At 71.0% G+C, this 25,324-nt stretch carries 21 protein-coding genes and 1 pseudogene; 8 read left to right on the top strand and 14 right to left on the bottom strand.

From position 1 onward, the window contains the following. Positions 1–125: 125 nt before the first annotated feature. The gene (locus BLW17_RS17900) at positions 126–1,085 is read left to right on the top strand and encodes a calcium-binding protein (RefSeq protein ID WP_052176593.1); all 960 of its coding nucleotides are present in this window, start codon (positions 126–128) and stop codon (positions 1,083–1,085) included. Positions 1,086–1,139: 54 nt separating this feature from the next. On the opposite strand, the gene BLW17_RS14090 is transcribed toward BLW17_RS17900, so the two are convergent. The 3 genes from BLW17_RS14090 to BLW17_RS14080 form a co-directional block, all read right to left on the bottom strand. Continuing rightward, on the bottom strand, positions 1,140–4,280 hold the full coding sequence (locus tag BLW17_RS14090; RefSeq protein ID WP_052176592.1) for a multidrug efflux RND transporter permease subunit: 3,141 nt from the start codon (positions 4,278–4,280) through the stop codon (positions 1,140–1,142). After that, positions 4,280–5,809, bottom strand: coding sequence for an efflux RND transporter periplasmic adaptor subunit (locus BLW17_RS14085; RefSeq protein ID WP_139306037.1), 1,530 nt, complete (start codon positions 5,807–5,809; stop codon positions 4,280–4,282). Before BLW17_RS14085 ends, BLW17_RS14090 begins: the two co-directional genes overlap by 1 nt. A 117-nt stretch (positions 5,810–5,926) precedes the next feature. Then, positions 5,927–6,856, bottom strand: a complete 930-nt coding sequence (locus BLW17_RS14080; protein ID WP_074826929.1) for an ROK family protein — start codon at positions 6,854–6,856, stop codon at positions 5,927–5,929. Here BLW17_RS14080 and BLW17_RS18975 point away from each other — a divergent pair. Further along, positions 6,834–7,499, top strand: a pseudogene (locus BLW17_RS18975) (copper homeostasis protein CutC); the annotation flags it as partial. The gene BLW17_RS14080 and the pseudogene BLW17_RS18975 sit on opposite strands and share 23 nt — an antisense overlap. A gap of 285 nt (positions 7,500–7,784) precedes the next feature. Here the strand turns inward: BLW17_RS18975 and pnp are convergent. The 6 genes from pnp to BLW17_RS14040 form a co-directional block, all read right to left on the bottom strand. Next, positions 7,785–9,932: a polyribonucleotide nucleotidyltransferase gene (pnp, locus tag BLW17_RS14070; RefSeq protein WP_036705200.1), complete on the bottom strand. Its 2,148-nt coding sequence runs from the start codon at positions 9,930–9,932 to the stop codon at positions 7,785–7,787. A 674-nt stretch (positions 9,933–10,606) separates the two neighbouring features. After that, positions 10,607–11,740, bottom strand: a complete 1,134-nt coding sequence (locus tag BLW17_RS14060) for an alpha-D-ribose 1-methylphosphonate 5-triphosphate diphosphatase (protein WP_036732329.1) — start codon at positions 11,738–11,740, stop codon at positions 10,607–10,609. A gap of 229 nt (positions 11,741–11,969) precedes the next feature. After that, positions 11,970–12,239, bottom strand: a complete 270-nt coding sequence (gene rpsO / locus BLW17_RS14055; RefSeq protein ID WP_036705206.1) for a 30S ribosomal protein S15 — start codon at positions 12,237–12,239, stop codon at positions 11,970–11,972. Between the two features lie 224 nt (positions 12,240–12,463). After that, positions 12,464–13,441, bottom strand: a complete 978-nt coding sequence (locus BLW17_RS14050) for a calcium-binding protein (RefSeq protein WP_139306036.1) — start codon at positions 13,439–13,441, stop codon at positions 12,464–12,466. A 126-nt stretch (positions 13,442–13,567) separates the two neighbouring features. Continuing rightward, a complete protein-coding gene (locus tag BLW17_RS14045; RefSeq protein ID WP_139306035.1) occupies positions 13,568–14,149 on the bottom strand; it encodes a Smr/MutS family protein in 582 nt (193 codons plus the stop codon). Between the two features lie 93 nt (positions 14,150–14,242). Next, a complete protein-coding gene (locus tag BLW17_RS14040; protein ID WP_036732326.1) occupies positions 14,243–14,896 on the bottom strand; it encodes a Tim44/TimA family putative adaptor protein in 654 nt (217 codons plus the stop codon). A gap of 118 nt (positions 14,897–15,014) precedes the next feature. Here BLW17_RS14040 and BLW17_RS14035 point away from each other — a divergent pair, with 118 nt between their 5' ends. The 3 genes from BLW17_RS14035 to BLW17_RS14025 all read left to right on the top strand — a co-directional run bounded on the left by BLW17_RS14035 (position 15,015) and on the right by BLW17_RS14025 (position 17,003). Next, positions 15,015–15,563 carry an FxsA family protein gene (locus BLW17_RS14035; protein WP_036732324.1) on the top strand — a complete coding sequence of 183 codons (549 nt, stop codon included), beginning with the start codon at positions 15,015–15,017 and terminating at the stop codon, positions 15,561–15,563. A gap of 118 nt (positions 15,564–15,681) precedes the next feature. Continuing rightward, on the top strand, positions 15,682–16,215 hold the full coding sequence (gene secB / locus BLW17_RS14030; protein WP_036702211.1) for a protein-export chaperone SecB: 534 nt from the start codon (positions 15,682–15,684) through the stop codon (positions 16,213–16,215). Positions 16,216–16,421: 206 nt separating this feature from the next. Beyond that, complete coding sequence (locus tag BLW17_RS14025; RefSeq protein ID WP_036732322.1) at positions 16,422–17,003, top strand: HD domain-containing protein; 582 nt, start codon at positions 16,422–16,424, stop codon at positions 17,001–17,003. A gap of 28 nt (positions 17,004–17,031) precedes the next feature. On the opposite strand, the gene BLW17_RS14020 is transcribed toward BLW17_RS14025, so the two are convergent. The 3 genes from BLW17_RS14020 to BLW17_RS14010 form a co-directional block, all read right to left on the bottom strand. Next, a complete protein-coding gene (locus tag BLW17_RS14020; RefSeq protein ID WP_036732320.1) occupies positions 17,032–17,379 on the bottom strand; it encodes an H-NS histone family protein in 348 nt (115 codons plus the stop codon). A gap of 74 nt (positions 17,380–17,453) precedes the next feature. Next, complete coding sequence (locus BLW17_RS14015; protein WP_036732341.1) at positions 17,454–18,008, bottom strand: ActR/PrrA/RegA family redox response regulator transcription factor; 555 nt, start codon at positions 18,006–18,008, stop codon at positions 17,454–17,456. Between the two features lie 69 nt (positions 18,009–18,077). Then, positions 18,078–18,707 carry an SCO family protein gene (locus BLW17_RS14010; RefSeq protein WP_036732318.1) on the bottom strand — a complete coding sequence of 210 codons (630 nt, stop codon included), beginning with the start codon at positions 18,705–18,707 and terminating at the stop codon, positions 18,078–18,080. A 146-nt stretch (positions 18,708–18,853) separates the two neighbouring features. Here BLW17_RS14010 and BLW17_RS14005 point away from each other — a divergent pair, with 146 nt between their 5' ends. Beyond that, positions 18,854–20,212, top strand: a complete 1,359-nt coding sequence (locus BLW17_RS14005; RefSeq protein ID WP_081969092.1) for an ActS/PrrB/RegB family redox-sensitive histidine kinase — start codon at positions 18,854–18,856, stop codon at positions 20,210–20,212. Between the two features lie 72 nt (positions 20,213–20,284). Next, on the top strand, positions 20,285–22,057 hold the full coding sequence (locus BLW17_RS14000; protein ID WP_074826921.1) for a PAS-domain containing protein: 1,773 nt from the start codon (positions 20,285–20,287) through the stop codon (positions 22,055–22,057). Positions 22,058–22,472: 415 nt separating this feature from the next. On the opposite strand, the gene BLW17_RS13995 is transcribed toward BLW17_RS14000, so the two are convergent. Together BLW17_RS13995 and BLW17_RS13990 are read right to left on the bottom strand one after the other, a co-directional pair. Then, positions 22,473–23,126 (bottom strand): YggS family pyridoxal phosphate-dependent enzyme, encoded by a 654-nt coding sequence (locus BLW17_RS13995; RefSeq protein WP_036732316.1) that lies wholly within the window; start codon positions 23,124–23,126, stop codon positions 22,473–22,475. 194 nt (positions 23,127–23,320) lie between these two features. Next, positions 23,321–24,406 (bottom strand): porin, encoded by a 1,086-nt coding sequence (locus BLW17_RS13990; RefSeq protein WP_036732314.1) that lies wholly within the window; start codon positions 24,404–24,406, stop codon positions 23,321–23,323. A gap of 372 nt (positions 24,407–24,778) precedes the next feature. On the opposite strand from BLW17_RS13990, the gene BLW17_RS13985 reads away from it, so the two are divergent. Beyond that, entirely contained in the window at positions 24,779–25,282 is a 504-nt protein-coding gene (locus BLW17_RS13985) for a DUF3576 domain-containing protein (protein ID WP_036702198.1), read from the top strand. Positions 25,283–25,324: the final 42 nt, after the last annotated feature.

Genomic DNA, 25,324 nt, shown 5'->3' with positions numbered 1-25,324 from the left:
CGCGTTCATCCGCGCAGACCCGGCGATCACGCCCGGCGCGCCGCAAGGTGATGCCGGGTTGATCGCGCCGGCGTCTAGACTGTCCCGCGCCGATCATGGCGCTACCCCTGCGGAGTTCGAGCAGAATGGCTTACAACGGTCTCATCGGAACCGGCACCTCGCGGACCGGATCGATCTCGTACAATGGCGACTACGACACCTTCAACACGACCTTCATCGCCGGGCTGACCTATTCGGTCGCGGCCAAGGGCGCCTCGAGCGGCAGCGGCTCGCTCGTCGACCCGAACATCTCGCTCTACTCGGGCAGCACCCGGCTGATGTACAACGACGACATCAACCCGCCGAACGACTCGACCCCCGGCACCAACCGCGACGGCCAGATCACCTTCAAGATCGCCGCGGGCGGGACCGGCACCTATACGCTGGGCGTGGGCGAGACCGGCAACAACGCGATCGGCAGCTACACCCTGACCGTGTCGGCCGGCTATGCCTCCAACGCGAACGACAGCGTGACCGGGACCTCGGCCAATGACGCCATCCACGGCATGGCGGGCGACGACGTGATCTACGGTCTGGGCGGCAACGACAACCTGATCGGCGGCGCCGGCAACGACACTCTGCTGGGCGGTGATCTGGGCGACGTGCTGCAGGGGCAGGCGGGCGCCGACGCGCTGCGCGGGCAGGCCGGCAACGATATCCTGTTCGGCGGGCTGGGGGCGGACAACCTCTACGGCGGGACCGGGGCCGACACCTTCCGGTTCCTGTCGCACGCCGAATCGAACAACACCAACGGCGTGGACGTGATCGCCGGCGCCGATGGCGCTATCGCGTTCGAGGGCGTGGGCGTGACCGGCGGCGACGTGCTCGACCTGCGCGGCATCGACGCGAACCTGACGCTCGCCGGCGACCAGGCCTTCGTGTGGAGCGCGTCGCGCGCCGCCGGGACCATCGCGCTGAGCGAGGTCAACGGCAACACGGTCATCAACGGCCACGTCAACAACGACGGGGTGGCCGACTTCACCCTCGTCATCGCCGACGGCGCGATCACCGCCAATCAGTACAGCGGGGACGAGTTCCTGCTCTGAGCCGCTCTGAGACCGAAAGACCAGCGGGGCCGCCTCATCCGGGGCGGCCCCCGTTCATTCCGCCGGCGCCGCGGGCGGCGCGGCGGCCGGCGCGTCCGGGTTTCGCAGCGGCCGGTTGCCGCTGAAGCGCCGCACCGCGACATAGAACCCCGGCACGAGGAACACGCCGAGGAACGTCGCCGCCATCATCCCGCCCATCACCCCGATCCCGATCGAGTTCTGCGCCACCGCACCCGCGCCGCTCGCCACGGCCAGCGGCGTCACCCCGAGGATGAAGGCGAACGAGGTCATCAGGATCGGCCGCAGCCGCAGCCGCGCCGCCTCGACCGCCGCCTGCGCGGTGCTGCGGCCCGCGAACTCGAGCTCGCGCGCGAACTCGACGATCAGGATGGCGTTCTTGGCCGCGAGCCCGATGGTCGTGAGGATGCCGACCTTGAAATAGACGTCGTTCGACTGTCCGAACAGCAGCGCCGCCGCGACCGCGCCCAGCACGCCGACCGGCACCGCCAGCATCACCGAGAACGGCACCGTCCAGCTTTCGTACAGCGCCGCCAGCGACAGGAACACCACCAGCGCCGACAGCGCATAGAGATAGGGCGCCTGATTGCCCGACTGCCGCTCCTGATAGCTGAGGCCGGTCCAGGCCACGCCCCAGCCGCCGGGCAGCTCGGCCACCAGCTCCTCCATCGCCTCCATCGCCTGACCCGAGGTCCAGCCCGCGCCCTCGCTGCCCGAGACCGAGATCGCGTCCGAGCCCTCGAACCGCGCCAGCCGCGGCGCCACCGGCACCCAGCGCGTGGACATGAAGGCGCTGAAGGGCACCATCTCGCCCTGCACGTTGCGCGCGTACCAGCTTTCGAGGTCGTCGGGCTGCATGCGGAACGGCGCGCCGCCCTGCACGATCACCGGGCGCAGCGTGGCGCCCATGGCGAAGTCGTTGACCTCGCGCCCGGCGAAGATCGTCGAGAGCATCCCGTTCACGTCCGAGAGGCTCAAGCCCAGCGCCTCGGCCCGCTGCGCGTCGATGTCGAGCCGCAGCGCCGCGTCGTCCTGGTCGCCCTGGCCCTGCACGTTGCTCAGCCGAGGGTCGGTCGCGGCGCGGGTCTCGAGTGTCTGGACGGCGGTGCGCAGCGCGTCCGTGCCCTGCGCCGACTGGTCGATCAGATACATCTGGAACCCGGCCTGATTGCCCAGGCCCTGGATCGGCGGCGGCTGCATGAAAATCACCCGCCCGGCGCGATGGCCGCCGAAGCGGGCGTTGGCGCGCCGCACCACGGCCGCGGCCGACTGGTCGGGGTCGCCGCGCTCGGCAAAGTCGCGCAGCTTGACGAAGAGCATCGCCCGCCCCTGGCCGCTGCCCGAGAACCCGAACCCCAGCGCCCCGAAGGTCGATTCGACCGCCGGCTCCTCGGTCAGCAGGTAGTGCTCGATCTCCTCCACCACGGCGAGGGTCTGCTGCGCCGTGGTGCCCTCGGACAGGTTCACCTGCGCCATCATCACGCCCTGGTCCTCGGTCGGCAGGAAGGTCGAGTTCATCCGCGTGAACAGCGCCCACACCCCCGCGCTGAGCAGCGCCAGCACCACGAGGACCAGCACCGGATGCCGCACGATCCGCGCCACCGCAGCGGCATAGCCGTCGGTCAGTCGGTCGAACCCGTGGTTGAACCAGCGCGCCGGGGCGAAGCCCTTGCCCTCGCGGTGCGGCCGCAGCAGCGAGGCGGTCTGCGACGGCGTCAGGATCAGCGCCGCGGCCAGCGACAGCGCCATGGCGGTGATGATCGTGACCGAGAACTGCCGGTAGACCACCCCGGTCGAGCCGGCCATGAACGCCATCGGCAGGAACACCGCCGACAGCACCACGGCGATGCCGATCAGCGCCCCGGTGATCTGCCGCATCCCGATCTCGGTCGCCCGCACCGGGTCGAGCCCGTCCTCGCGCATGATCCGCTCGACGTTCTCGACCACCACGATGGCGTCGTCGACCAGAAGGCCGATGGCCAGCACCATGGCGAACATCGTCAGCGTGTTGATCGAATACCCCAGCGCATAGAGCACCCCGAAGGTGCCGAGCAGCACCACCGGCACCACCACCACCGGGATGATCGTCGCCCGCCAGCTCTGCAGGAAGATCAGGATCACCCCGATCACCAGCACCACCGCCTCGATCAGCGTGTGATAGACCTTGTTGATGGATTCCTCGACGAAGGGCGAGGTGTCATAGGCCACCCGCACCTCGACCCCCTCGGGCAGCGCCGATTGCAGCCCGTCCAGCACCGCCCGCACGCCCGACGCGGTGTCCACCGCATTGGCCCCGGTCTCGAGGTTGACGCCGAACCCCGAGGCGTTCTGCCCCGAGAACCGGCTGTTCGAACCATAGCTCTGCTGGCCGATCTCGATCTCGGCCACGTCGCCCAGCCAGACCGAGGCGCCGTCCGCGCCGGTCCGCAGCAGGATGCGCTGGAAATCCTCGACGCTGGTGAGCTGGCTCTGGGCGGTGATCGTGGCGGTGAACTGCTGGCCCGGAACCACCGGCTGGGTGCCGAGCGCGCCGACCGAGACGGTGGCGTTCTGCGCCGCCACCGCCGCGGTGATGTCCGAGGGCGTCAGCTGGAACTGCGCCAGCCTGAGCGGGTCGAGCCAGATGCGCATCGCGTAGCCCGAGCCGAAGACGTTGATCCCGCCCACGCCCGGCACGCGCTTGACCGGCCCCTCGACCACCTCTTCCAGCAGGTTGCCGAGCTCGAGCGTCGAATAGCGCCCGTCGGTCGAGACGAGCGCGCCGACCAGCAGGATGGACGAGGACGAGCGGGTGACCGAGACCCCGGCGGTCTGCACCGCCGAGGGCAGCCGCGCCTCGACGCTGCGCACCCGCGACTGGACGTCGTTCAGCGCGTCGGTCGGATCGACGCTGTCGTCGAAGGTCAGCGTGATCGACGCCCGCCCCTGCGACGAGGCGGATTCGAAATACAACAGCCCGTCCAGCCCGGTCAGCGTGTCCTCGATGGGCGTGGTGACCGAGTTCTGCACCGCCTCGGCGGTGGCGCCGCTGTAGCTGGCCGAGATGCGGACGGTGGTCGGGGCGATGTCGGGATATTGCGAGACCGGCAGTTGCAGCACCGCCCAGATCCCGGCGAGCATGGTGACGATCGCCAGCACCCAGGCGAAGACCGGGCGATGGATGAAGAACTGCGCCATCAGTTGGTCGCCGTGGCGGGCGGCCGCGCGGTCGGCCGGGCGGCCGTGCTGGCCGCGGGGGCGGATTGAGCCGCCGGGGCCGCGGGGGCCGGTTGGTCGGCGGTGGCTGGGGCCGGCGCGGCGTCAGCCGCCGTGGCGGCCGGTTGTTCTGGCGCACCTGCCGCGGCCGCTGCGGCGTCAGTCCCCGCCGCTGCGGCCGCCGGTTGTTCCGGGGCGCCGGCCGCCGCCGGCGCAGCTTCCGTTCCCGCTTGAGGCGTCGCCGCGTCCGGTGCGCCCGCCGCAGCCGGGGCGCCGGTCCCCGTCCCCGCCTCCGGCGTCGCCGCAGCGCCCTCGGCGGCGGCATCGCGCACCACCCCTTCGGCGTCGATCACCACCGGCACGGTCGTCACCTCGACCCCGGCCCTGAGGTTCGTCAGCCCGTCCAGCACCAGCGCGTCGCCCGCGGCCACGCCCTCGGTCACGATCCAGGCGTTCTCGTGCGTGCCGACCTCGGTCAGCGTCACCTCGACCGTGCGCCCGTCGCGCACGAGGAACGCCGTCAGCGCCCCGCTGGCCGAGCGGCGCGTGGCGCGCTGGGGAACCAGCACGCCGTCGACCGTGCCGATGGTCAGCCGCACCCGGACGAACTGCCCGGGCAGGATCAGCCGGTCGGGGTTGGGGAACTGCAACCGGAACGGCACCGTGCCGGTGGTCGCCGACACGGTCGTGCCCGGCGTCACCATCTCGCCCGCGCCCTCGTAGACCTGCCCGGTCTCGAGGATGAGTTGCGCCTCGATCCCCTCGGGGCGGTCGAGCGTGCCCTCGCTGCGCCGCGCGTTGTGGCGCAAGAAGCGGGCGCGGCTTTCCGAGACGTCCACGTAGATCGGGTCGAGCTGCGTGACCGTGGTCAGCGCGTCGCTCTGGCTGGCGGTCACGAGATCGCCGACCGAGACGGTGGCGAGATCGGCCACCCCGTCGATCGGGCTGTGGATGTCCGAGCGGTCCACCGCCAGCTGCGCCATGTCGCGCTCGGCCTCGGCCGCCGAGAGGCTCGCGCGGGCGTTGGCGAGCGCCACCTGCGCGGTCTCGAGCTCGGCCCGGCTGACCCCGGTGCCCTGCAGGCGGTCATAGCGCCCGACCGTCGCCTGCGCGCCTTCCACGGCGGCGCGGGCGCTGGTCACCGCGGCCTCGGCCGCCGACAGGGTGGCCGCGCGCTGGTCGTCGTCCAGCCGGAACAGCACCTGCCCGGTGGTGACGGATTCGCCGGGGCGATAGGCAATCTCGGTGATCTCGCCGCCGACCTGCGGGCGGATGGCGGTCTGGTGAAAGGCCACCGCGCGGCCCGGCAGCTCGATCCGCACCGGGACCGTGCTGCGCGACAGGGTGGTGACGCCCACCTGCCGCGGCGCCCCGCCGGGTCCACCCGGACCGCCGGGCGCCCCCTGCGCCACGGCCGGGCCGGGGAGGACGAGCGGCGAGAGGCTGGCCAGACCGCCGAGGAACGCGGCAGCCAGCAGAAGGGCGGGGGTCGAGCGGAGGGGGGCGCGCATGGCCGCAGGATTGCAGCCGGGACGCCCGGCCACAAGGGCCAGACTGCGCCGCGGGACGGCCTTGTGATCGGCGCGGCCGTTCGGCAAGGACGGACGAGCGGTGCCGAAGGCGTCCGGTCACACCGGCGGCAACGTCCCCTCGGCGATGCGCCGGGCCAGCAGCGCCGCGCCGCGCACCCCGCTCGCATCCCCGAACCGCGCCAGGCGCAGTTGCGGCTGCGGCACGCCGGGCATCAGCCGCGCGGGCAGGGCGGCGGTCAGGCGCGCGACGACGCCGGGAATCTGCGAGACCCCGCCGCCCAGCACCACCACGTCCGGGTCGATGGTCATCTGCAACACCTCGAGCGCCTCGGCCGCGAGGTCGGCCCAGACTGCCATCACCCGCTCGGCCCCGGCGTCGCCCGCGGCCAGCCGGGCTGCGATCTCGGGCGCCGGCAGCGCCCCCAGCCCCAGATGCGCGGCGAGCCGCGTCAGGCCGGGACCGGCGACGTAGCTCTCGATGCAGCCCACGCGCCCGCAGCCGCAGTCGAACAGCCCCAGCCCGTGCCGGGCCAGCGCCCGCCCCGGCATCCCGCTGTGCCCCAGTTCCACCGCGATCCCGCCGAACCGGGGCGCCGGGGCGCCATCGACGCAATACCCCGCCGCGACGCCGGTGCCGAGGATCAGCCCGACCGCGGCGGCCGCGCCCTCGGCCGCGCCGCCGTTCGCCTCGGAAAAGGCGAGCGCCATCGAATCGTTCATCACCGGCAGCGGCCGCCCCACCGCTTCGGTCAGGCGTGCCGCCATCGGCTGCCCCGAGATCGGCAGGTTCGCGGTCTGCGCCAGCCCGGTTTCGGGCTCGACCATCCCGGTCATGGCGATCCCCACCGGCAGGTCCGCGCCCGCCTGCGCGCGCAGCCACGCCACCTGCCCGGCCAGCGCGGCGAAGAAGCTGTCGGCGCTGTCGCGGGGCGTCGGCACCCGGCGGCTGTCGCGCAGCCCCATCCCCTCGTCGAAGAGCCGCGCCTCGATCTTGGTCCCGCCGATGTCGAGCCCGCCGCTGATCATCCCGCTTCCCCCGCCCGTTGCCGCCCCCTTCCTCTATCCCGCCGCCCGGCGCTTGCCAAATCCCGCCCGGCGCCCGAGTGAAGGCCGAACGAAGGGAGCGCGCATGGCCGTCGAGATCGAGATCGTGGTGGACGACCCCGCCGGGCTGGACGCCGCCGCCGCCGCGGGCGTGGACAGCATCGAGCTGTGCGGCGGGCTGGCGCTCGGCGCGCTGACGCCCTCGGCCGGGCTGATGGCGCGGGCGGCACGCTGCGGCGTGCGGGTGGCGGCGATGATCCGCCCCCGGCCCGGCGACTTCCGCTATGACGCGGCCGAGCTGGCGGTGATGCGCGACGACATCCGCGCCGCCCGGCAGGCCGGGCTCTGGGGAGTGGCGCTGGGGGTGACGGACGCGGACGGGCGGCTCGACCGTGCGGCGCTCGGCCCCCTGATCGCGGCGGCCGGGGGGATGGCGGTGACGATCCACCGCGCCTTCGACGTGACGCCCGACCGGCGCGCGGCGCTCGAGGACTGCGTGGCGCTGGGCGTGGCGCGGATCATGACCGCCGGCCACGCAGCGACCGCGGCTGAGGGCACCGCCGGGCTGCGCGCGTTGGTGGATGCGGCCCGGGGGCGGGTGGCGATCATGGCCGGGGGCGGGGTCAGCGCGGGGAACGCGCCCGCGCTGATGGCTGCGGGGGTGGACGCGCTCCACGCCTCATGCAGCGCAATGCGGCCGGTCGCCGGGCCGCTCGGCGCGCTGCGGATCGCGCCCGAGCGGATGCCACCGACCCTGCGGCGATCCGGGCGCTGGTCGAGGCGGTGCGCGGCCCCGAACCCGCAGGGGACCAGTCGCCCCGCTGACCCGGCCCGCAACGGCTCCCTGCGTCCGCCGCATGAAAAAGGCCCCGGCGAACCGGGGCCTTTCTCGTTTCAGCTCAGGGGCGGATCACTCCGCGTCGGCGGACTCGCGCTTCGGCTCGGAGATCTCCTCGCCGGTCTCCTGATCGACCATCTTCATGCCCAGACGGACCTTGCCGCGATCGTCGAAGCCCAGCAGCTTCACCTTCACCTCCTGCCCTTCCTTGAGCAGTTCGTTCGGGTGGTTCAGCCGCTTGCCGGCGATCTGGCTGACGTGCACCAGACCGTCGCGCTTGCCGAAGAAGTTCACGAAGGCGCCGAAATCGACCAGCTTGACGACCTTGCCGGTGTAGATCTTGCCCTCTTCCGGCTCGGCCACGATCGAGTGGATCATCTCGTAGGCCTTCTTGATCGAATCGGCGTTGGCCGAGGCGATCTTGATCGTGCCGTCGTCGTTGATGTCGACCTTGGCGCCCGAGGTCTCGACGATCTCGCGGATCACCTTGCCGCCCGAGCCGATCACTTCGCGGATCTTGTCGGTCGGGATGGTCATTGTCTCGATGCGCGGGGCATGGGCCGAGAACTCGCGGCGGCCTTCGGACAGCGCCTTGGCCATCTCGCCCAGGATGTGCATCCGCCCGTCCTTGGCCTGTGCCAGCGCCTTTTCCATGATCTCGGGCGTGATGCCCTGGACCTTGATGTCCATCTGCAGCGAGGTGATGCCCTTCTCGGTGCCGGCCACCTTGAAGTCCATGTCGCCGAGGTGGTCCTCGTCGCCCAGGATGTCGGTCAGCACTGCCCAGTTCGCCTCATCCTCGAGGATCAGGCCCATCGCCACGCCCGCGACCGGCGCCTTCAGCGGCACACCCGCGTCCATCATGGCAAGCGACGAGCCGCAGACCGTCGCCATCGACGACGAGCCGTTCGACTCGGTGATCTCGCTCACCAGGCGGATGGTGTAGGGGAAGTCGGTCGCCGTCGGCAGCACCGCCTGCAGCGCCCGCCAGGCCAGCTTGCCGTGGCCGATCTCGCGCCGGCCGGGGCTGCCCACGCGGCCCACCTCGCCCACCGAATAGGGCGGGAAGTTGTAGTGCAGCAGGAAGTTCGAGCGGAAGTTGCCGTGCAGCGCGTCGATGATCTGCTCATCGTCGCCGGTGCCCAGCGTGGTCACGCACAGCGCCTGCGTCTCACCGCGGGTGAACAGCGCCGAGCCGTGGGTGCGCGGCAGGATGCCGACCTCGGTGTCGATCGGGCGCACGGTCTTGGTATCGCGCCCGTCGATGCGGGTGCCGCCGCGGATGATGTCGCCGCGCAGGATGCCCGATTCGAGCTTCTTCATCGCCGACCCGAGGTTCGGGTTCGCCAGCTCGTCCTCGGTCAGACCCTCGCGGACCTTGACCTGCGCCGCCTCGATGGCGTCGCGGCGCTCGCCCTTGTCCTTGATGGCATAGGCGGCGCGCATGTCCGTCTCGCCCAGCGACTTCACGCGCGCGTAGAGCTCGGAATAATCCGGCGACTGGAAGTCGAAGGGCTCTTTCGCGGCGGCCTCGGCCAGCTCGACGATCAGGTCGATGACCGGCTGCATCTGCTCGTGACCGAACTTGACGGCGCCGAGCATCTCTTCCTCGGTCAGCTCATAGGCCTCGGACTCGACCATCATCACCGCGTCGCGGGTGCCGGCCACGACGAGGTCGAGGCGCTGGTCGGGGTTGCCCTTGAGGTTGTCCATGTCCTGAACCTCGGGGTTCAGCACGTATTCGCCGTTCGAGAAGCCGACGCGCGCCGCGCCGATTGGGCCCATGAACGGCACGCCCGAGATGGTCAGCGCCGCCGAGGCCGCGATCATCGCCACGATGTCGGGGTCGTTCACGAGGTCATGGCTCAGCACGGTGCACATGACGAGCACTTCGTTCTTGAAGCCCTTGGCAAAGAGCGGCCGCACGGGGCGGTCGATCAGCCGCGAGGTCAGCGTTTCCTTTTCGGTCGGCCGCGCCTCGCGCTTGAAGAAGCCGCCCGGGATCTTGCCGGCGGCATAGTATTTTTCCTGGTAGTGCACGGTCAGCGGGAAGAAATCCTGCCCCGGCTTGGGTTCGCGGGCGTAGGTCACGTTGGCCATGACGCTGGTCTCGCCCAGCGTGGCGATCACCGAGCCGTCCGCCTGGCGGGCAACCTTGCCCGTTTCCAGCGTCAGGGTTTCCTGACCCCACTGGATGGATTTCCGAATTTCATCAAACATCTGGTTTCCTCATGGACGCGCCGCCCCTGCGGCCGCCCGTGTGTGCATGGCGGCCCCATTGCCGCCGCCCCCTATCCTTTGCACGAGGCCGGGGGCGGGCCTCACGTCACAGATTGGCGGGGTGTACAGGAAAATGGCCCGCTTGGAAAGCACGGCGCAGACGAGAGCAATCTCTTCGTCTAAATCTAGAAAGAGAAAGGGGCGACCGAAGCCGCCCCAATCTCAACTACGCCACGTGTCGGGCTGCGCTCTCGCTGCCGGGTTGGCGATGTCCGCAAAGCACTTCACTGACTCGGCCTTGGTTCACACCAAACTTCGCAGCAATGTCGTGCTGATTCATGCCCGACCAACGCATCAACCAGAACTGAGTCGCCATATCGAACGTAACTTCGGGTGAAGTTCGCATCTTAGTAGTCCTTATGGGACCGTTGGCATGACGCTTGACAGTCGGACTCCCCGTATGGCAAGAGCGCCTGAGGATATCCTAAATCACCGCCAGCCAACGGCGGGTTGCTAAAGCCGCAGGGTCTAGTCCACCCTGCGGCTATCCTTTTACATCGACTCATTTTTCTGAGTCCAGCACTTGTTGTGTTCGGGTAAATGAACACAAGATAGGCTGTCCGGCCATTTCTTGTTGGGCCGAAATCGGACACCTTCGAGCATTCCCAGCAGTCCTACCCGACCTGTCTACCGCCGGCCCAGACTCCGCGCACCCGCGGGGTTGTCTCGAGCCCCGCCACCCTCACGATGTCGGCGCGCAGCCCCTCCGCCAGCGCCCCGCGGTCGGCCAGCCCCGTCGCCCGCGCCGGGGTCGCCGTCACCGTGGCGAAGGCCTGCGGCACGTCCCCCCAGAACTGCGCGAGCCGCGCCGCCCCGAGGATCAGGCTGCCCGGCACATAATCCGAGGACAGGATGTCCAGCAGCCCCTCGCCCGCCAGCGCCTCGGCCGCGACGTTGCCCGAATGGCTGCCGCCCCGGATCAGGTTCGGTCCGCCGAGGATGGTGAGGATCCCGTGGTCGCGGCAGGCCTGCGCCGCCTCGAGGGTGGTGGGAAACTCGGCCAGGCGGACGCCCAGCGCCGCGCTGTCGGCGACCTGCCCGGCGGTGGTGTCGTCGTGGCTCGCCAGCACCGCGCCCAGCGCGCCCGCCGCCGCCACCGCGGCGCGCAGGTTTTCGTCCCCGTGCCGGGCGCTGATCGCGCCAAGCCGCTCGACCAGCGCCGCGAAGGCCGCGTCGCTCAGGCCGTTCCGGCCCTGCTCGTATTCCTTCAGCTTGCCGATGTCGCGGAACTGCCGCTGCCCCGGCGTGTGGTCCATCAGGCTGACCAGCCGCACCCCGTCGCCGGGGCCGAAGGCCGCCAGCTCCTCGACCAGCGTTTCCGAGCACATCTCGGCCCGCAGGTGCAGGGCGTGGCTGATCCGCGTCTCGCCCGACAGCGCCGCGATCTCGCGCGAGAGCGCCCGCGCATAGGGACCAGAGGGGGTGCCCGGCTTGCCGATCGAGCCGACCCTGAGCGCGTCGAAGACGGTGGTGATCCCGACGCTCGCCAGCTCTCCGTCATGGGCGAGGAAAGCGGCGGCGTGCGGCCAGTCCACGCCGGGCCGCGGCTGGATGTGACGCTCGAGGTTGTCGGTGTGCAGCTCGACCAGCCCGGGCGAAAGGTGGTCGCCGCCGCAGTCAATGGCGCCCGCCGGCACCCGGTCCCCCTCGGTGATCCGCGCGATCCGGTCGCCGTCGATCTCGACCCCGCCGCGCAGCACGCGGTCGGGCAGGATCAGCCGGGCGTTGGCAAGGATGGTCATGGCCACTCCACAGGACGCGACACCCGACTGCGGGCCGCACGCGGGTTTGTCAACGCCGCCGCCCAGACGCGACCTGACGCGGCGACGGCGAAAATCCCGTCCCCTCTCGGGCTGGACCCAAATATCCCGGGGCCCGGGGCACAGCCCCGGCCGGCGACGCCCCCCACACACCCCCCAAAAAGCAAAACGCCCCGACCTTGCGGCGGGGCGTTTCCGGGAAACCTTGCGGCAGCGCTCAGCGACGCAGGCCCAGGCGGCCGATCAGCGCGGTGTAGCGCGCCTCGTCCTTCTTCTTCAGATAGTCCAGCAGCTTGCGGCGCTGGGCCACCAGCTTCAGAAGGCCACGCCGCGAGTGGTTGTCCTTCTTGTGGGTCTTGAAGTGCTCGGTCAGCGTCGCGATGCGCGAGCTGAGGATGGCCACCTGCACTTCGGGCGAGCCGGTGTCGCCGGATTTGGTGGCATATTCGCCCATGACGCGGGCCTTGTCCTCGACGGTGATCGACATCGGGGTCTCCTGTTGACGAAAGGTGAATGGCACAGCCCGGGATGTCGTCCAGCGCTGGCCCGTGGAGGGTTGGCCGCGATGCGCCGATCGCGGATCGCGCGGCTATAGGGCAGCGGGCCCGCAAAGGAAAGCCGATTCGCGCCCGTCCGCCCTTCCCGCGCCCGGCGTCTGTCTGGCCCGAGTGCCCGCCGGCGGCCGGGCCGGGCGCCCCGCCGGGGCCGCGTTCACGCCGCCCGCACCCCGATCATCCCGGCCTCGAGCCCGCGGCCGTCCAGCACCATCGCCACCGGCTCGCCGTTCAGCAAGACCAGCGCCGTGCCGTCATCCTGCGGCTCGACCGTCACCTGCGCATCGGCCAGGCGGTTCTGCGGCACCACCAGCTCGATCCGGTCCTCGTCGGCGCGGAAATCGGCCAGCGTCGCCGGACCGCTGCCCACCGCATCGCCGGGCAGGGTGAACCGGTCCGCCCCCGCCCCGCCCTCGAGCCAGTCGTCGGCGTGGCCGGTCAGCGTGTCGTCGCCCTCGCCGCCGTGCAGCCAGTCGCGCACCCCGTCGGCCTCGCCCGCGTCGAGCACGTCGTCGCCCGCATCCCCCGACAGGTCGTCCGCCCCCGCGCCCGCGTGCAGCGTATCGTCCCCGGCGTTCCCGGACAGCCAGTCGTCCCCGACCCCGCCCTCGGCCCGGTCGTCGCCGTCACCGCCCAGCAGCGTGTCGTCGCCGGTCCCGCCCTGCAGCCAGTCGTCGCCGCCGTCGCCGGCCAGCAGGTCGTCGCCGTGCCCGCCGCGCAGCGTGTCGTCGCCGAACTGGCCGAGGCTGTAGTCGCCGTAGATCACGTCATCGCCCGCCCCGCCGGCGATCAGGTCGTCGCCGGCCCCGGCGCGGATGTCGTCGTCGCCGCCGCGCCCGTCCAGCCGCTCGTCGGCGTCGGTCCCGGCCAGCCAGTCGCTGTCGTCGCTGCCGAGGATCGGCGCCTCGGGCCCGTCCGGCGCCCCGCCCGGCGCGTCGCCGGGGGCCTCGCCGGCCCCGCCATCCGGGTCGGGATCGCTGCCGTCGGCCCCGCCATCGGCCCCGCCCTCGGCAGCGCCGGGGTCGGTCGCCTCGCCCGCGTCGTGATCGGCGTCGTCGTCGGCTTCGTCCCCGGCGGCGTGGTCGAACGTCAGGGCCAGCAGCATCAGGCCCGCGCACCCCATCAACAGCAGCATCGTGAACACCCCGAGTCGCGGCCGGAAACAGACGGCCCTTGCCGCCGTTATAGCCGCCCCGCCGCCCGCCGCCGAGCCAAAGGTTAGAAAAGCGTTAACATCCGCCCCGACCGCCCGCCCGCCGCCTCAGCCCTGAGGCAACCGCCGCAGCCAGACGTAATAGGCCCCGCCGCCGCCGTGCCGGTCATGGGCGGGCACCACCTGCATCACCGCGCCGGCCATCGGCGCCATCCCCAGCCAGTGCGGCACCTCATGGCGCAGCGCGCCCGAGCGGGTCGGCAGCGGCCCCAGGTCGCCGCGCCCCTTGCCGGTGATCACCAGCACCAGCCGCAGCCCGGCCGAGCGCGCCGACAGGATGAACCCGGCCAGCTCGCCCTTGGCGGCGGCCAGCGTGAGCCCGTGCAGGTCCAGCCGCGCCTGCGGCTTCAGCTTGCCGCGCACGAGGTCGCGGTGCGTCCGCGCATCCATCCGCAACGGCTCGGCGCGCAAACGCTCACCCGGCGAGGTCGCCGCCGCAGCCGAGGGCTTCGCCGTCCGCGCCACCGGCGCCAGCGCCCCGACCCGGAACCCCGCCGGCACCGGCGCCCGCGTCACCGCCGGCGGAGGGGCAAGGCGCGGCGCCACCGGCACCGGCGCGGGCACGCCATCGACCGGCGCGCCGAACGGCTCGGCCCGCTGGCGCAGCTTGTCGCGCGCGGCGCGTTCCATCGGGGTGACACTGGCGGCGACCTGACGCCACAGGGCGGCATCCTCGTCCGACAAACCGCCGCCGGACCGGCTTCCGCGCCGCCGCGCCACGGCTCAGGCCGTGGCGACGAGCTGCCAGTTGGGGTCGTCCTGCCCCATCCGGCGGGCAAAGGTCCACACGTCGCGCTGCTTGCGCGCCGCCTTGGGGTCGCCGTCGACGACGTTGCCCTCGGCGTCGCGGTGGGCGGCGATCAGCTCGCCCACGAAGCGCACCGAGACCTCGCCCACCCGGCTCTGCGGGTCGAACACGGCCCCGTCGAGCGCCGTCTCGCGGGTGCCCAGATACTGCACCTCGGTCACGATCCCGCGGGCCTTGCGGTCGGCGATCACCGCCTCAAAGGCCTCGGCCACCTGCGGGGCGAGGAAGGCCCGCACCTCGGTCAGGTCGCCGCGCTCGAAGGCGGTCAGGATCATCTCATAGGCCTGCCGCGCGCCCGACAGGAACGGCCCGACCGCGAACCCCGGCTCGGTCCGCTGCATCTCGGTCAGCGCGGCGGCGGCGGGGCTGCCCGGCTCGGCGTGGTCCAGCACGTCGCCCGCCTCGGGCTCGACCGGGACCGGCCCGGCCCGGCGCGGCAGCGCCTGCGGCTGGGCGGCCTCGCGCGGCGGCTCGAACCCGTCGCGGGTGCCCAGCACGTTGCGCAGCCGCATGATCAGGAAGACGGCGATGGCCCCGAGCACGAGGATCTGGATCAGCGAGTTCGACATGGGCGGCCTTCGGACTGGGTGGGCATTGGTGGCGCGGGGACGTCAGACTATGTAGGGACGAGCGGTGCACGAGTCCAGTTGCGCGCCCGATGCGCCAAGGTTTCCGAGGGTTTCGCCGATGTGGCTTCTGCTTGCCTTTCTCGTCCTGCCGATCGTCGAGATCGCGCTGTTCATCCAGATGGGCGGGCTGATCGGCCTGTGGCCCACGATCGGGCTGGTGGTGCTGTCGGCGGTCGCGGGCAGCTGGCTCATGCGCCAGCAGGGGGCGGCGGCGCTGGCCGACCTGCAGCGCGCCTTCCGCGACCTGCGCGACCCGACCGCGCCCTTGGCGCACGGGGCGCTGATCCTGCTGGCCGGGGCGCTGATGGTGACGCCGGGGTTCGTGACCGACCTCATGGGGATCGCGCTGCTGATCCCGGCGGTGCGGGGCTGGGTCATCGGCCGGCTGGGGCGGCGCATCCGGGTCGCCGGGGCGGGCTTCGGCTACGGCGGCGCAGGCCCGGCGGCCGACTGGCACCGCGCCGGGCCGCCGGGCGGCGCACCCCGCGGCCCCTATAGAGGCACGGTGATCGACGCCGACTACGTGGTGATCGACGACGACGCGGCGCCGCCGCCCCCGCGCCCCTCGGGCCGCCCGCAACCGCCCTCGGGGTGGACGCGGCATTGAGCGGCGCGGGCGCGGGTGCTAACACCCGGCGCGACTGTCCCGCACGCCCGGCAGGGGTCGCCCCTGCCCAGGATGGCCCCCGCCCGGGAAGGCCCCAACTCGCAGCAAGGATCGACCGATGACCGACGAAACCGCCAACGGCGCCGCGACCGCCGCCCCCGCCGAGACCGAGGCCCAGCAAGAGCCCCAGGTCCGGCTGAACATCCTCGCCCAGTTCATCCGCGACCTCTCGTTCGAGAACATCGTCGCGCAGAAGGGCATCGCCGGCGAGGTCTCGCCCGAGATCCAGGTGCAGGTCAGCCTCGACGCCCGCAAGCGCCAGCCCGACCACCAGTACGAGGTGATCTGCAAGTACCGCGTCACCTCGGTGAACACCAACGACCAGGCCAAGCTGTTCCTGTGCGAGCTGGACTACGCCGGGGTGTTCCACATCGAGGGCGTGCCGGAAGAGCAGATGCACCCGTTCCTGATGATCGAGTGCCCGCGCATCCTGTTCCCCTTCGTGCGCCGCATCCTGTCGGACGTGACCCGCGACGGCGGCTTCCCGCCCTTCAACCTCGACCCGGTCGACTTCGTGGCCCTCTACCGGCAAGAGGCGCAGCGCCGCGCCGCCGCCCAGGCCACCCGCCCCGAGGGCGCGCCGCTGTCCTGAGCGGCGATGGCGCGGCCGTTCGTTGTGCGAACGGCGTTCGCATGAACTGTGCATGAACGCTGCATGAACATCAAGCGAACATCATATGGTCTGTGCAGGGCCGTCTTTCGGCCCTGCGCGCCCACGGGGGAAGTTTCATGAGTGCGCCCTCGGGGCCTACCGGGAAATTGCCGCTGAAACGTCCGCCGAAACGGGCGTGGCAAAGAATGCTGTCGGGACGGCGCCTCGATCTGCTCGATCCGACGCCGGTCGATATCGAAATCGCCGATATTGCCCACGGGCTTTCATTCGTCGCCCGCTGGAATGGCCAGACCCGCGGCGACTGGGCCTATTCGGTCGCCGAACATTCGCTGCTGGTGGAAGAGATATTCGCCCGGCTCGATCCCGGCGCCGATCCGCGCTGGTGTCTGGCGGCGCTGCTGCATGATGCGCCGGAATATGTGATCGGCGACATGATCTCGCCGGTCAAGGCGGCGCTCGGGGTGGAATACGGGGAAATGGATGCGCGGATTTCCGCCGCCGTGCATCGCCGTTTCGGCCTGCCCGCCGCCATTCCCGCGCTAATCCGCAAGCGGATCAAGACCGCCGACCGCATTTCCGCCCGGCTCGAGGCGGTCGAGATCGCGGGCTTCAGCCCCGCCGAAGCGGACCGGCTGTTCCCGCTGCCGCGCGGGGTGGACACCGCCGGGCTCAAGATCCGCCTGCGTCCCCCGGTCGAGACCCGCGCCGCCTATCTCGCGCGGTTCGCCGAGTTGATGGCTGGCGCCGACCGGCGGCACCAGCCCTGAGCGCCTCAGGCGCCCGCCATGGGCGCGCTCAGAGCGCCAGGTCCTCCAGCGATCCGCCGCCGTCGAGATGCTCGCTCACCCAGCGCGGGCGGCGTCCGCGCCCCGACCAGGTTTGCGTATTGTCCTCGGGGTGGGCGTATTTCGCCTCTCCGGCGGGGCGCGACGCGGCCCCTTCGGACGTGCGGCGGCCTTTGCGCCCGCCGGTTTTCCCCGTCAGCTCGTTGAGCGCAAAACCATGTTCGCGCGCCGCCTGCTCGACGGCGGCCATCGCTTCCTTGCGTTTGCGGTCCTGAAACGAGCTGATCGCCCGATCGACACGGGCACGAAGTCCGCGAAGATCCTCGAGCGACAGCGAGTCGATATCGAAATCTTCCAAGCTGGTTCACCTGTCTGGCTGTTCATTAATGCAGACAATATCGGACCATCCGACATTGCCTTAATTAACGTATTTCAGCGCGGACTGCGTTTCGCAAGTATTCTTTGCAATGTCCGGCGGTGCATATGCAGCCGCCGCGCGGTTTCGCTGACATTGCGGTCGCATTGCTCGAACACCCGCTGGATATGTTCCCAGCGAATCCGATCGGCCGACATCGGATTTTCCGGCGGCGGCGGCAATGCGGATTCCTCGGTCAGTAATGCAGTCGTGATCTCGTCGGCGTCGGCGGGTTTCGACAGGTAATCCGTGGCCCCCATCTTCACCGCCGCCACCGCGGTCGCAATCGCGCCATATCCCGTGAGCACGACGATCCGCGCATCCTCGCGCCCCGACCGCAGCGCATCCACGACGTCGAGCCCGCTGCCATCCTCGAGCCGCAGGTCCACCACCGCATAGGCCGGGCAACCCGCGGCGAGCGCCTCGCGCGCGGCGGCGACGCTGGTGGCGATGCGCGGCTGGAAGCCCCGCCGCTCCATCGCGCGGGCCAGCCGGGTCACGAAGACCTCGTCGTCGTCCACCAGCAGCAGGCTCGGGTCGCTGCCGATTGCGGCGCTGTTGTCTTCGGTCATGGCTTTCTCGCGGATCAACGACGTTCCGCGACCAGATATTCGGGAAAACCGCCCGGGGTCAAATCCGCATCAGGATTTTGCGTGATCCACGAAACAGGCGACGGTGTCGGCCATCTGCTCGGGGGTGGTATCGCGGGTAAAGAACTCGACCGTGCCGCGACCCGGCAGCACCAGATAACTCTGGGTCGTGTGATCGACGAGATAGCTCTCCTTGTCCTCGGCGTCGTTCACCTTGAAATAGCCGCGCCAGGCTTTGCTGACGGCGGTGACCTCGTCCACGCTGCCGGTCAGGCCCAGCATGTCGGGGTGCATCGCGTCGGTGAAGTCGCGCATCCGCTCGGGCGTGTCGCGGGCCGGATCGACGGACATGAAGACCGGTCGCACGTCATAGCCGCGCGCCTTGAGCAGGTCGACGGCGGCGGCATTGCGGGCGTTGTCCATCGGGCAGACGTCCGGGCAATAGGTGTAGCCCATGTAGAAGATCGACGGCCGGTCGAAGACCTGCGCGTCGGTCACGCGGGCGCCGGTCTCGTCGGTCAGCGTGAAGCGCCCGCCGAGCGCCTCGGTGCCCCCGGCCACGGCCGAGCGGCGGCAGTCGGCGAAGACGTCGCCCCCCGCCGGGCGCAGCCACAGCCAGCCGGTCAGCAACAGCAGCGCCGAGGCGACGACGGCGAGGATCATGATGCGGCGTTCGGTCATCGGGCGGGCCTTCGGGTTCGGGCGCCGGTTGCGGCGCAGAGAGGGGCGCAGGGACGGGCGCGCAGGCAGCGCACGCGGGGGCGCGGCGTTGCGCCGACGCCCGGCCGTGGGTATCAAGTCCGGGCGCAGGTCTTCAAGTCGGCAGGATGACGCGGAGCCATTTCCCCAGCACCGTCGCCGGCGGGCCGGACCCCCGCCTCGGGGCCGGCGGCCCGCTCGGCCGGGCCGAGCCGGTCCGTCGCCGCACCCTCGTCGCGCTGCGCTGGGTGGCGCTCGCGGGACAGGCCTCGGCCGTGCTGGCGGCGTGGCTGCTGGGCGCGCAACTGCCATTCCTGCCGGTGCTGGCGGTGATCCTCGCGGCGGCGGCGGCCAATCTGGCGCTCGGGGGCCGGCAGGGTCGCGTCTCACCGCGCGAGGCGCTGGCGCAGCTGGTGCTCGACACCGTGCAGACCGGGACGCTTCTGACGCTGACCGGCGGGACCGGCAATCCGTTCGCGCTGTTCGTGCTCGCGCCGCTGACCATCGGGGCGAGCGTCCTGCCGCGCCGGCAGCTCTACGTGCTGGGCACGGCCACGGCGCTGACGGTGCTGACGATGACGCTGCTGCCCGTGCCGCTGGTGTTCGCCGCGGCGAGCGCCCGGACCGCCGACACCGCGATGGATGTCGCGGCGGTGCTGGCGCTGGCGATCGGCGGGCTGTTCCTCGCGCTCTCGACGCACCGCGTCTCGTCGGAGCTGTCGGCGACCGAGAACGCCCTGCAGGCGACCCGCATGGGCCTCGCGCGGGAACAGCGCTTGCAGCACCTGGGCGGGGTGGTCGCGGCGGCGGCGCACGAGATGGGCACGCCGCTGGCGACCATCAAGCTCGTCGCGGGCGAGCTCGCCGACGATCTGTCGGGGCGCGAGGGGATCGGTCCCGACGTCGGTGCGGATCTCGCGCTGCTGCAAAGCTCGGCCGACCGCTGCCGCGACATCCTGCGCAGCATGGGGAGCGCCGGAAAAGACGACCTGCACCTGCACAGCGCGCCGCTGTCGGACCTGCTCGAGGAAGCCGCCCGCCCCCACCTCAACCGCGGCGCCGAGATCTGCATCGACGACACCACCGGTGCGATCGTCCGGCGCGATCCCGCGGTGATCCACGCGCTGCGCAACCTCGTCCAGAACGCCGTCGATTTCGCCGCCACGCGGGTCAACGTCACCGCCGCGCGCGAGGCCGGGCGGATCACGGTGACGATCCGTGACGACGGCCCCGGCTATCCGCCGCATCTGCTGGGTCGTCTGGGCGAGCCCTACCTGACCACCCGCCGGCAGGGGACCGAGGGTCCGGACGGCTATGAGGGGATGGGGCTGGGGCTGTTCATCGGCCGCACGCTGCTCGAGCGCAGCGGGGGACGGGTGAGCTTTGCCAACGACGGCGGGGCGGTGGCGCGGGTGAGCTGGCCCGAGGCCGCGCTGCTGGCCGACGATCGCGCGGTGCTGCGGCCGAATCCCGCAATCTCCGATTGAATCCGGACGCGCCTTAACCTTTCCTTAAGCGAACGGGTGTTACGCAACGCCTGAACGATCGCGGGCGGTTGCATGGTGGACTGGACGATCATTGCCTGGGCATTTCTGGCCGGAACGGGGTCGCTCTTGGCCGCCCTGCTGATCCTGCGGCTGACCGGAGCGCCCGGTAGCGGGCTTGGCGGTGAGGGGGCCGCGCGCAAGGCCGCACGACCCTCGGTTGAACCGCTGATCCTGCTGTTCCGCGACCGCCGTCTGGTGGATGCGACCGGCCCGGCGCGGGCGCTACTCGACGCGCTGCCGGGCGAGGGTGACTGGGCGCGGCTCTGGACTTGGCTCGGGCAACGGTTCGAGGCGCCGCAGCGCATCCTCGAGATGGCGGCGGCGGACGGTACCGCGGTTCTCGCGGGCACCCCGCCCGCCGGGGCCGTGGCGAGCGGGCGCAGCGCCGCCTTGCGGCTGCGGGCCGAGGATCTGGGCGGCGGGCTGCTGCGGCTCGAGCTGGTCGATCCGACGCTCGAGCAAGGCGGGATCACGGTCAACGCCCACGCGCTGGCCGCGATGGAGGATGAGCTCGGGGTGCTGCGCGAATCGGTGGACCACGCGCCGGTGCTGATCTGGCGTGAGGACGCGGAAGGGACCGTGACCTGGGCCAACGCCGCCTATCTGCGCGAGATCGAGGCGCTGAACCCCGACGACGTGGTCTGGCCGTTGCCGCGGCTGATCGACCTGCCCGGCGACGCCGATTCGGTCCGCCGCGCGCGGATCGAGCTGGACGACCAGTCGCGCTGGTTCGACTGTCATGTCCAGGCCGCGGACGGGCACCGCACGATCTTTGCCGTCCCCGCCGACGATGCGGTGCGGGCCGAGGGCAGCCTGCGCGAGTTCGTCCGCACGCTGACCAAGACCTTCGCCGACCTGCACATCGGCCTTGCCATCTTCGACCGCGAGCGGCGGTTGCAACTCTTCAACCCGGCCCTGATCGACCTGACCGGCCTGCCCGGCGGCTTCCTGACCGCGCGCCCGACCCTGCACGCGGTGCTCGACGCGCTGCGCGAGCGCCGGATGGTCCCCGAGCCCAAGGACTACGCGAGTTGGCGGCGCACCATCGCCACGCTCGAGGCCGGCGCCGCGTCGGGCCACCATGTCGAGACGTGGAGCCTGCCGGGCGGACAGACCTACCGCGTCACCGGGCGGCCGCACCCGGACGGGGCGATTGCGCTGCTCATCGACGACATCAGCGCCGAGATCGCCATGACCCGGCGGTTCCGGGCCGAGCTGTCCCTCAGCGCCGAGGTCATGGATGCGATGGGCTCGGCGGTGGCGATCTTCGACGCCGACGGGCGCCTGCTCAGCACGAACCGCCGCTTCGAGGCGCTGTGGGCCGCCGAGGGCACCCCGACGCTGCGCGGCTACGACGAGCGCTGGCGGCTGACCGCCGGGGACAGCCCCGGCTATCACGCCCTGCGCGCCGCGCTCACCGCCGCGCGCCCCGAGGGCAGCCGCAGCGGCGCGATGGCCGGCCCGGCGCGCGAGCTGCTCTCGTGGCAGGTGTGCCCGCTGTCGGCGGGACGCCGGATGGTGATGTTTGCGCCGACGGTTCCGGCGGGCGCGACACTCGCGTCCTCTGCGGACAGCGTGGCTGGGGCGGCGGGGGTTCTTGGCGAGGCGAGTGAGGCGGCGATGGCCTTTGCCGTGCCCGCGGCGGCCATCCCGGAGGCGGCCGGTGCCCAGCCGGATCCCGGTGCAACACCGTCGCGCGAGCCGCAGCAGGGCTGGCCGGTGCGCTCGGGGGCCGCGCTGGCTCTGACGGAAGGCGGGGAGCGCGTGGCGGGCGGCGTCGGCTGAGGGGCGGGCGGTGTATGCGGACGTCGGGCTGAATTTGCGAATGCCTGGGCAAGGGTGCCGGCACTGCAGTCGGGCTGGACGGTGCGTTCGGGGGCCGCGCTGGCGCTGATGGAAGGCGCGGAGCGGGTGGCCGCTGGGAGCGGCTGAGGGGCGGGTGGTGTCCCTCGGATGCAGTTCCAAAGGCGCCGCCTCTATCGAATCGGTAGAGCTCTCACCGCTGCCCCCCTGTCTCGCGACAGTCGGCGCGACACACGGTTGGTGCGCGGTAACTAGGAGATAAGGCGTCTGCCGAGCGCCTCGGCCGCTGCGCGCACCGCAGCTCCAAACTTCAGGTGAATTTTGCCAACGCGCCACAATACGGTGCGGTCACGGCACGCCGCCATTGGCGGTTGGCCCTCTCGCCAGCCGCGCGCGGCTACCGCGTCGTCCGGGCGCCGAAGATGGCGCTGCCGACGCGGACGTGGGTGGCGCCCTCGGCGATGGCGGTCTCGAAATCGGCGCTCATGCCCATCGACAGGCCGGGCAGGTCGTTGCGCTTGGCGATGGCGGCGAGGGCGCGGAAATGCGGCAGCGGGTCGGCGTCGTCGGGCGGGATCGCCATGCAGCCGACGAGGTTCAGTCCCAGCCGCCGGGCGACCGCGATCAGCGCGTCGGCCTCGTCGGGAAGGACACCCGCTTTCTGCGGCTCGGCGCCGGTGTTGACCTGCACGAAGACCTCGGGGCGGCGGCCGGTGTCGTCCGAGATCCGGGCCAGCCGCTCGGCGAGCGAGAGCCGGTCGAGGCTGTGGATCGCGTCGAACAGCTCAATCGCCGCGCGGGCCTTGTTGGATTGCAGCGGGCCGATCAGGTGCAGCGCCACATCGGGCCAGCGCTCGCGCCAGGCGGGCCACTTGCCCTGCGCCTCCTGCACGTAGTTCTCGCCGAACACCTTGGCTCCGGCCTCGAGGACGGACTCGACCCGCTCGGGTGGTTGCAGCTTGCTGACCGCGATGAGGGTGACGCTGCCCGCAGGACGCCCGGCGGCGGCCTCGGCCGCGGCGATGCGGTGGCGGATGTCGTCCAGTCCCATGCGATCCTCCTTGTATTCGTGCACCCGAGCGGCCGGCGCCTGTCGTCGGAACTTCAGGCAGCGTCGTCGTCAGACGGAAACGTCAGGATCTCCCGCGTGCGTTTCTGCGTCTGACCGCCGCGCACGTCACGGGCGTCGCAAAAGAAAAGAGCGGGCGCAAGGCCCGCTCGTTCCGTAGTCCCGATCCGGATGGATCAGAATTTGAAGACCAGACCGAAGTCGGCCATGGTGCGGTCGCTCAGGCTGGAGCCGAGAGTGTCGTCGCCCGAGACGTTGACCACGCCACCTTTCACGGTCGCGCCGCCACCCAGATCGTAGGAAGCGCCAACACCAACGATATCAGCCGTGAACTCGTCGGCCGGGGTGTCGTACGCCACCCGACGCCAGTAGCCAGCCAAGCCGACACCGTTCGCCATCTTGTACTCGGCGCCGACGCCGAACTGGTCGACGTCGAGGTCGCCGGTCAGGGTCGGGATGTCCTTGACCGTGGTGGTCACGTAGATCCCTTTGACCTTGACTTCGTTAAAGACCGTCGCGGCCGAGATACCCCAGCTGGTGTTTTCATACGGGATGCCGGCGAAGTTCACCGGGTCGATATAGAAGTCCGACTTTTCGTAACCGATGCCGAACTCGTACCCAGCCATCTCGTACTTGGCGCCCAGCGAGTAGGCGTTGTTGTCGCGATCGATGGCCGAATATCCGATGTTCTGGTCCATGAACGACGCGAACAGCTTCACACCATTGATGCTGTATTCGTACAGCAGGCCGGCTTCGCTGTAGAGGCTGTCATCGAAGTCCGACGACGAATAGCCGAACTCGTTCAGGTAATCGAGGCCCGACATCCCGATTTCCGGCAGGTCGCCCAGGGCGTTTTCCATGCCCGAGTCGATATCGCCGGCGGTCAGCTTTCCGTAGGTACCCGACACCCAGACGATACCCTTGTCGGCCGACAGGCCGTTGCGGATCGCATAGGTGTTGACGACGGTGCCATCGGTCTCGTCGATCGAGAACTGGCTGCCGTAGCGGGCGCGCTGGGCTTCTTCAGCGCGGACTTCGGCGCCGAATTCCAGGCCCGAGTCGCTGGTGCCGGTCATGGTGAACTTGACGCGGGCGCGGTTCACGACGTTCCAGGCCGAGTCGGTGGTGGTGCAGGCGGCGTTGGCGCACAGATCGCTGTCGTAGCGCATACCGATGCGCGCGTCGCCCGACACGGCGACTTCAGCCGACGCGGCGCCGGCGAAGGCGACCAGCGCGCTGGTGGCGAAAAGAACCTTTTTCATGGCTTCCCTCATGTCTCTCTGTCACCCCTGCCGGTTGGTCCAGCGTGGGTATGGGGAATAAGTCGCGCTTTCCGCATGGCATTGCAACGATTGCGCCCCCCCGCCCGGGCGGTTGCCTTTTTTGTGGTGCACAAGCGCCACAGTCCGTTGCGCGGGCTGCAATTGCAGGCGGATCGGCCCCCGGTACCACCGCTCCAGCCAAGCGCCACGCAGGATTTCGCGGCGATCCGGCGCCGCAACCGAGGGGCCAGGCGCCGAGGCCGGCGCACCCCCGTTACCCGCCGGGGCGCTTGTCGCGCGCGGGGAATCCGCGCTATGCCTCGCCCGACGCCGTACGCGGGCGACCGCGCCGTTTCTGGGGAAAGCCTCGACATGATCCTTTGCGCCGTTCCGTTCCGCGCCGCACGCCCGGTTGCCGTCCTCGGACTCGTCCTGTCGCTGGCCGCCTGCGGGGGCAGCGGCGGGAAAGGCGGGCTCTTCGGCCTCGGCCCGTCCGAACACAACAAGCGCCCGGTCGCCGAGCAGCGCGAATCGACCATCTGGGACCTGTTCTCGGGCCGCGACTCCAGCAACCAGCAGGTCGCGGTGAACCGCTACCTGTGGAACGCCAGCCTCGACATCCTCAACTTCCTGCCGATCCAATCCATCGACCCGTTCACCGGGGTGATCGTGACCGGCTACGGCACGCCCCCCGGCGGCGGGCGCGCCTATCGCGCCACGGTCAAGATCAGCGACCCGGCGCTCGACGCGCGCAGCCTCAAGCTGTCGCTGCAGGGAGCGGGCGGCGCGGCGGTGGCGCCCGACACCGTGCGCGCGGTCGAGGATGCGATCCTGACCCGCGCCCGCCAGCTCAGGGTCCGCGACGGGCAACTGTAAGCCGGCGCTCTCAGCCCCGGCCGGGCAACTGGACCTTCGGAG

Source organism: Paracoccus sanguinis (assembly GCF_900106665.1).
Classification (GTDB): domain Bacteria; phylum Pseudomonadota; class Alphaproteobacteria; order Rhodobacterales; family Rhodobacteraceae; genus Paracoccus; species Paracoccus panacisoli.
Note: the sequence above shows the minus strand (reverse complement) of the source record. Positions and strands in the feature narration are given on the sequence as shown.

Coding starts and splice junctions, on each gene's coding strand:
- BLW17_RS14085 (WP_139306037.1), bottom strand. CDS start 5,809: ATGCGCGCCCCCCTCCGCTCGACCCCCGCCCTTCTGCTGGCTGCCGCG.
- BLW17_RS13990 (WP_036732314.1), bottom strand. CDS start 24,406: ATGAAAAAGGTTCTTTTCGCCACCAGCGCGCTGGTCGCCTTCGCCGGC.
- BLW17_RS14005 (WP_081969092.1), top strand. CDS start 18,854: ATGACGCGGAGCCATTTCCCCAGCACCGTCGCCGGCGGGCCGGACCCC.
- pnp (WP_036705200.1), bottom strand. CDS start 9,932: ATGTTTGATGAAATTCGGAAATCCATCCAGTGGGGTCAGGAAACCCTG.
- BLW17_RS14000 (WP_074826921.1), top strand. CDS start 20,285: ATGGTGGACTGGACGATCATTGCCTGGGCATTTCTGGCCGGAACGGGG.
- BLW17_RS14015 (WP_036732341.1), bottom strand. CDS start 18,008: ATGACCGAAGACAACAGCGCCGCAATCGGCAGCGACCCGAGCCTGCTG.
- BLW17_RS13985 (WP_036702198.1), top strand. CDS start 24,779: ATGATCCTTTGCGCCGTTCCGTTCCGCGCCGCACGCCCGGTTGCCGTC.
- BLW17_RS14045 (WP_139306035.1), bottom strand. CDS start 14,149: ATGGAACGCGCCGCGCGCGACAAGCTGCGCCAGCGGGCCGAGCCGTTC.
- BLW17_RS13995 (WP_036732316.1), bottom strand. CDS start 23,126: ATGGGACTGGACGACATCCGCCACCGCATCGCCGCGGCCGAGGCCGCC.
- BLW17_RS14090 (WP_052176592.1), bottom strand. CDS start 4,280: ATGGCGCAGTTCTTCATCCATCGCCCGGTCTTCGCCTGGGTGCTGGCG.
- secB (WP_036702211.1), top strand. CDS start 15,682: ATGACCGACGAAACCGCCAACGGCGCCGCGACCGCCGCCCCCGCCGAG.
- BLW17_RS14040 (WP_036732326.1), bottom strand. CDS start 14,896: ATGTCGAACTCGCTGATCCAGATCCTCGTGCTCGGGGCCATCGCCGTC.
- BLW17_RS14025 (WP_036732322.1), top strand. CDS start 16,422: ATGCTGTCGGGACGGCGCCTCGATCTGCTCGATCCGACGCCGGTCGAT.
- rpsO (WP_036705206.1), bottom strand. CDS start 12,239: ATGTCGATCACCGTCGAGGACAAGGCCCGCGTCATGGGCGAATATGCC.
- BLW17_RS14080 (WP_074826929.1), bottom strand. CDS start 6,856: ATGATCAGCGGCGGGCTCGACATCGGCGGGACCAAGATCGAGGCGCGG.
- BLW17_RS14035 (WP_036732324.1), top strand. CDS start 15,015: ATGTGGCTTCTGCTTGCCTTTCTCGTCCTGCCGATCGTCGAGATCGCG.
- BLW17_RS17900 (WP_052176593.1), top strand. CDS start 126: ATGGCTTACAACGGTCTCATCGGAACCGGCACCTCGCGGACCGGATCG.
- BLW17_RS14050 (WP_139306036.1), bottom strand. CDS start 13,441: ATGCTGCTGTTGATGGGGTGCGCGGGCCTGATGCTGCTGGCCCTGACG.
- BLW17_RS14010 (WP_036732318.1), bottom strand. CDS start 18,707: ATGACCGAACGCCGCATCATGATCCTCGCCGTCGTCGCCTCGGCGCTG.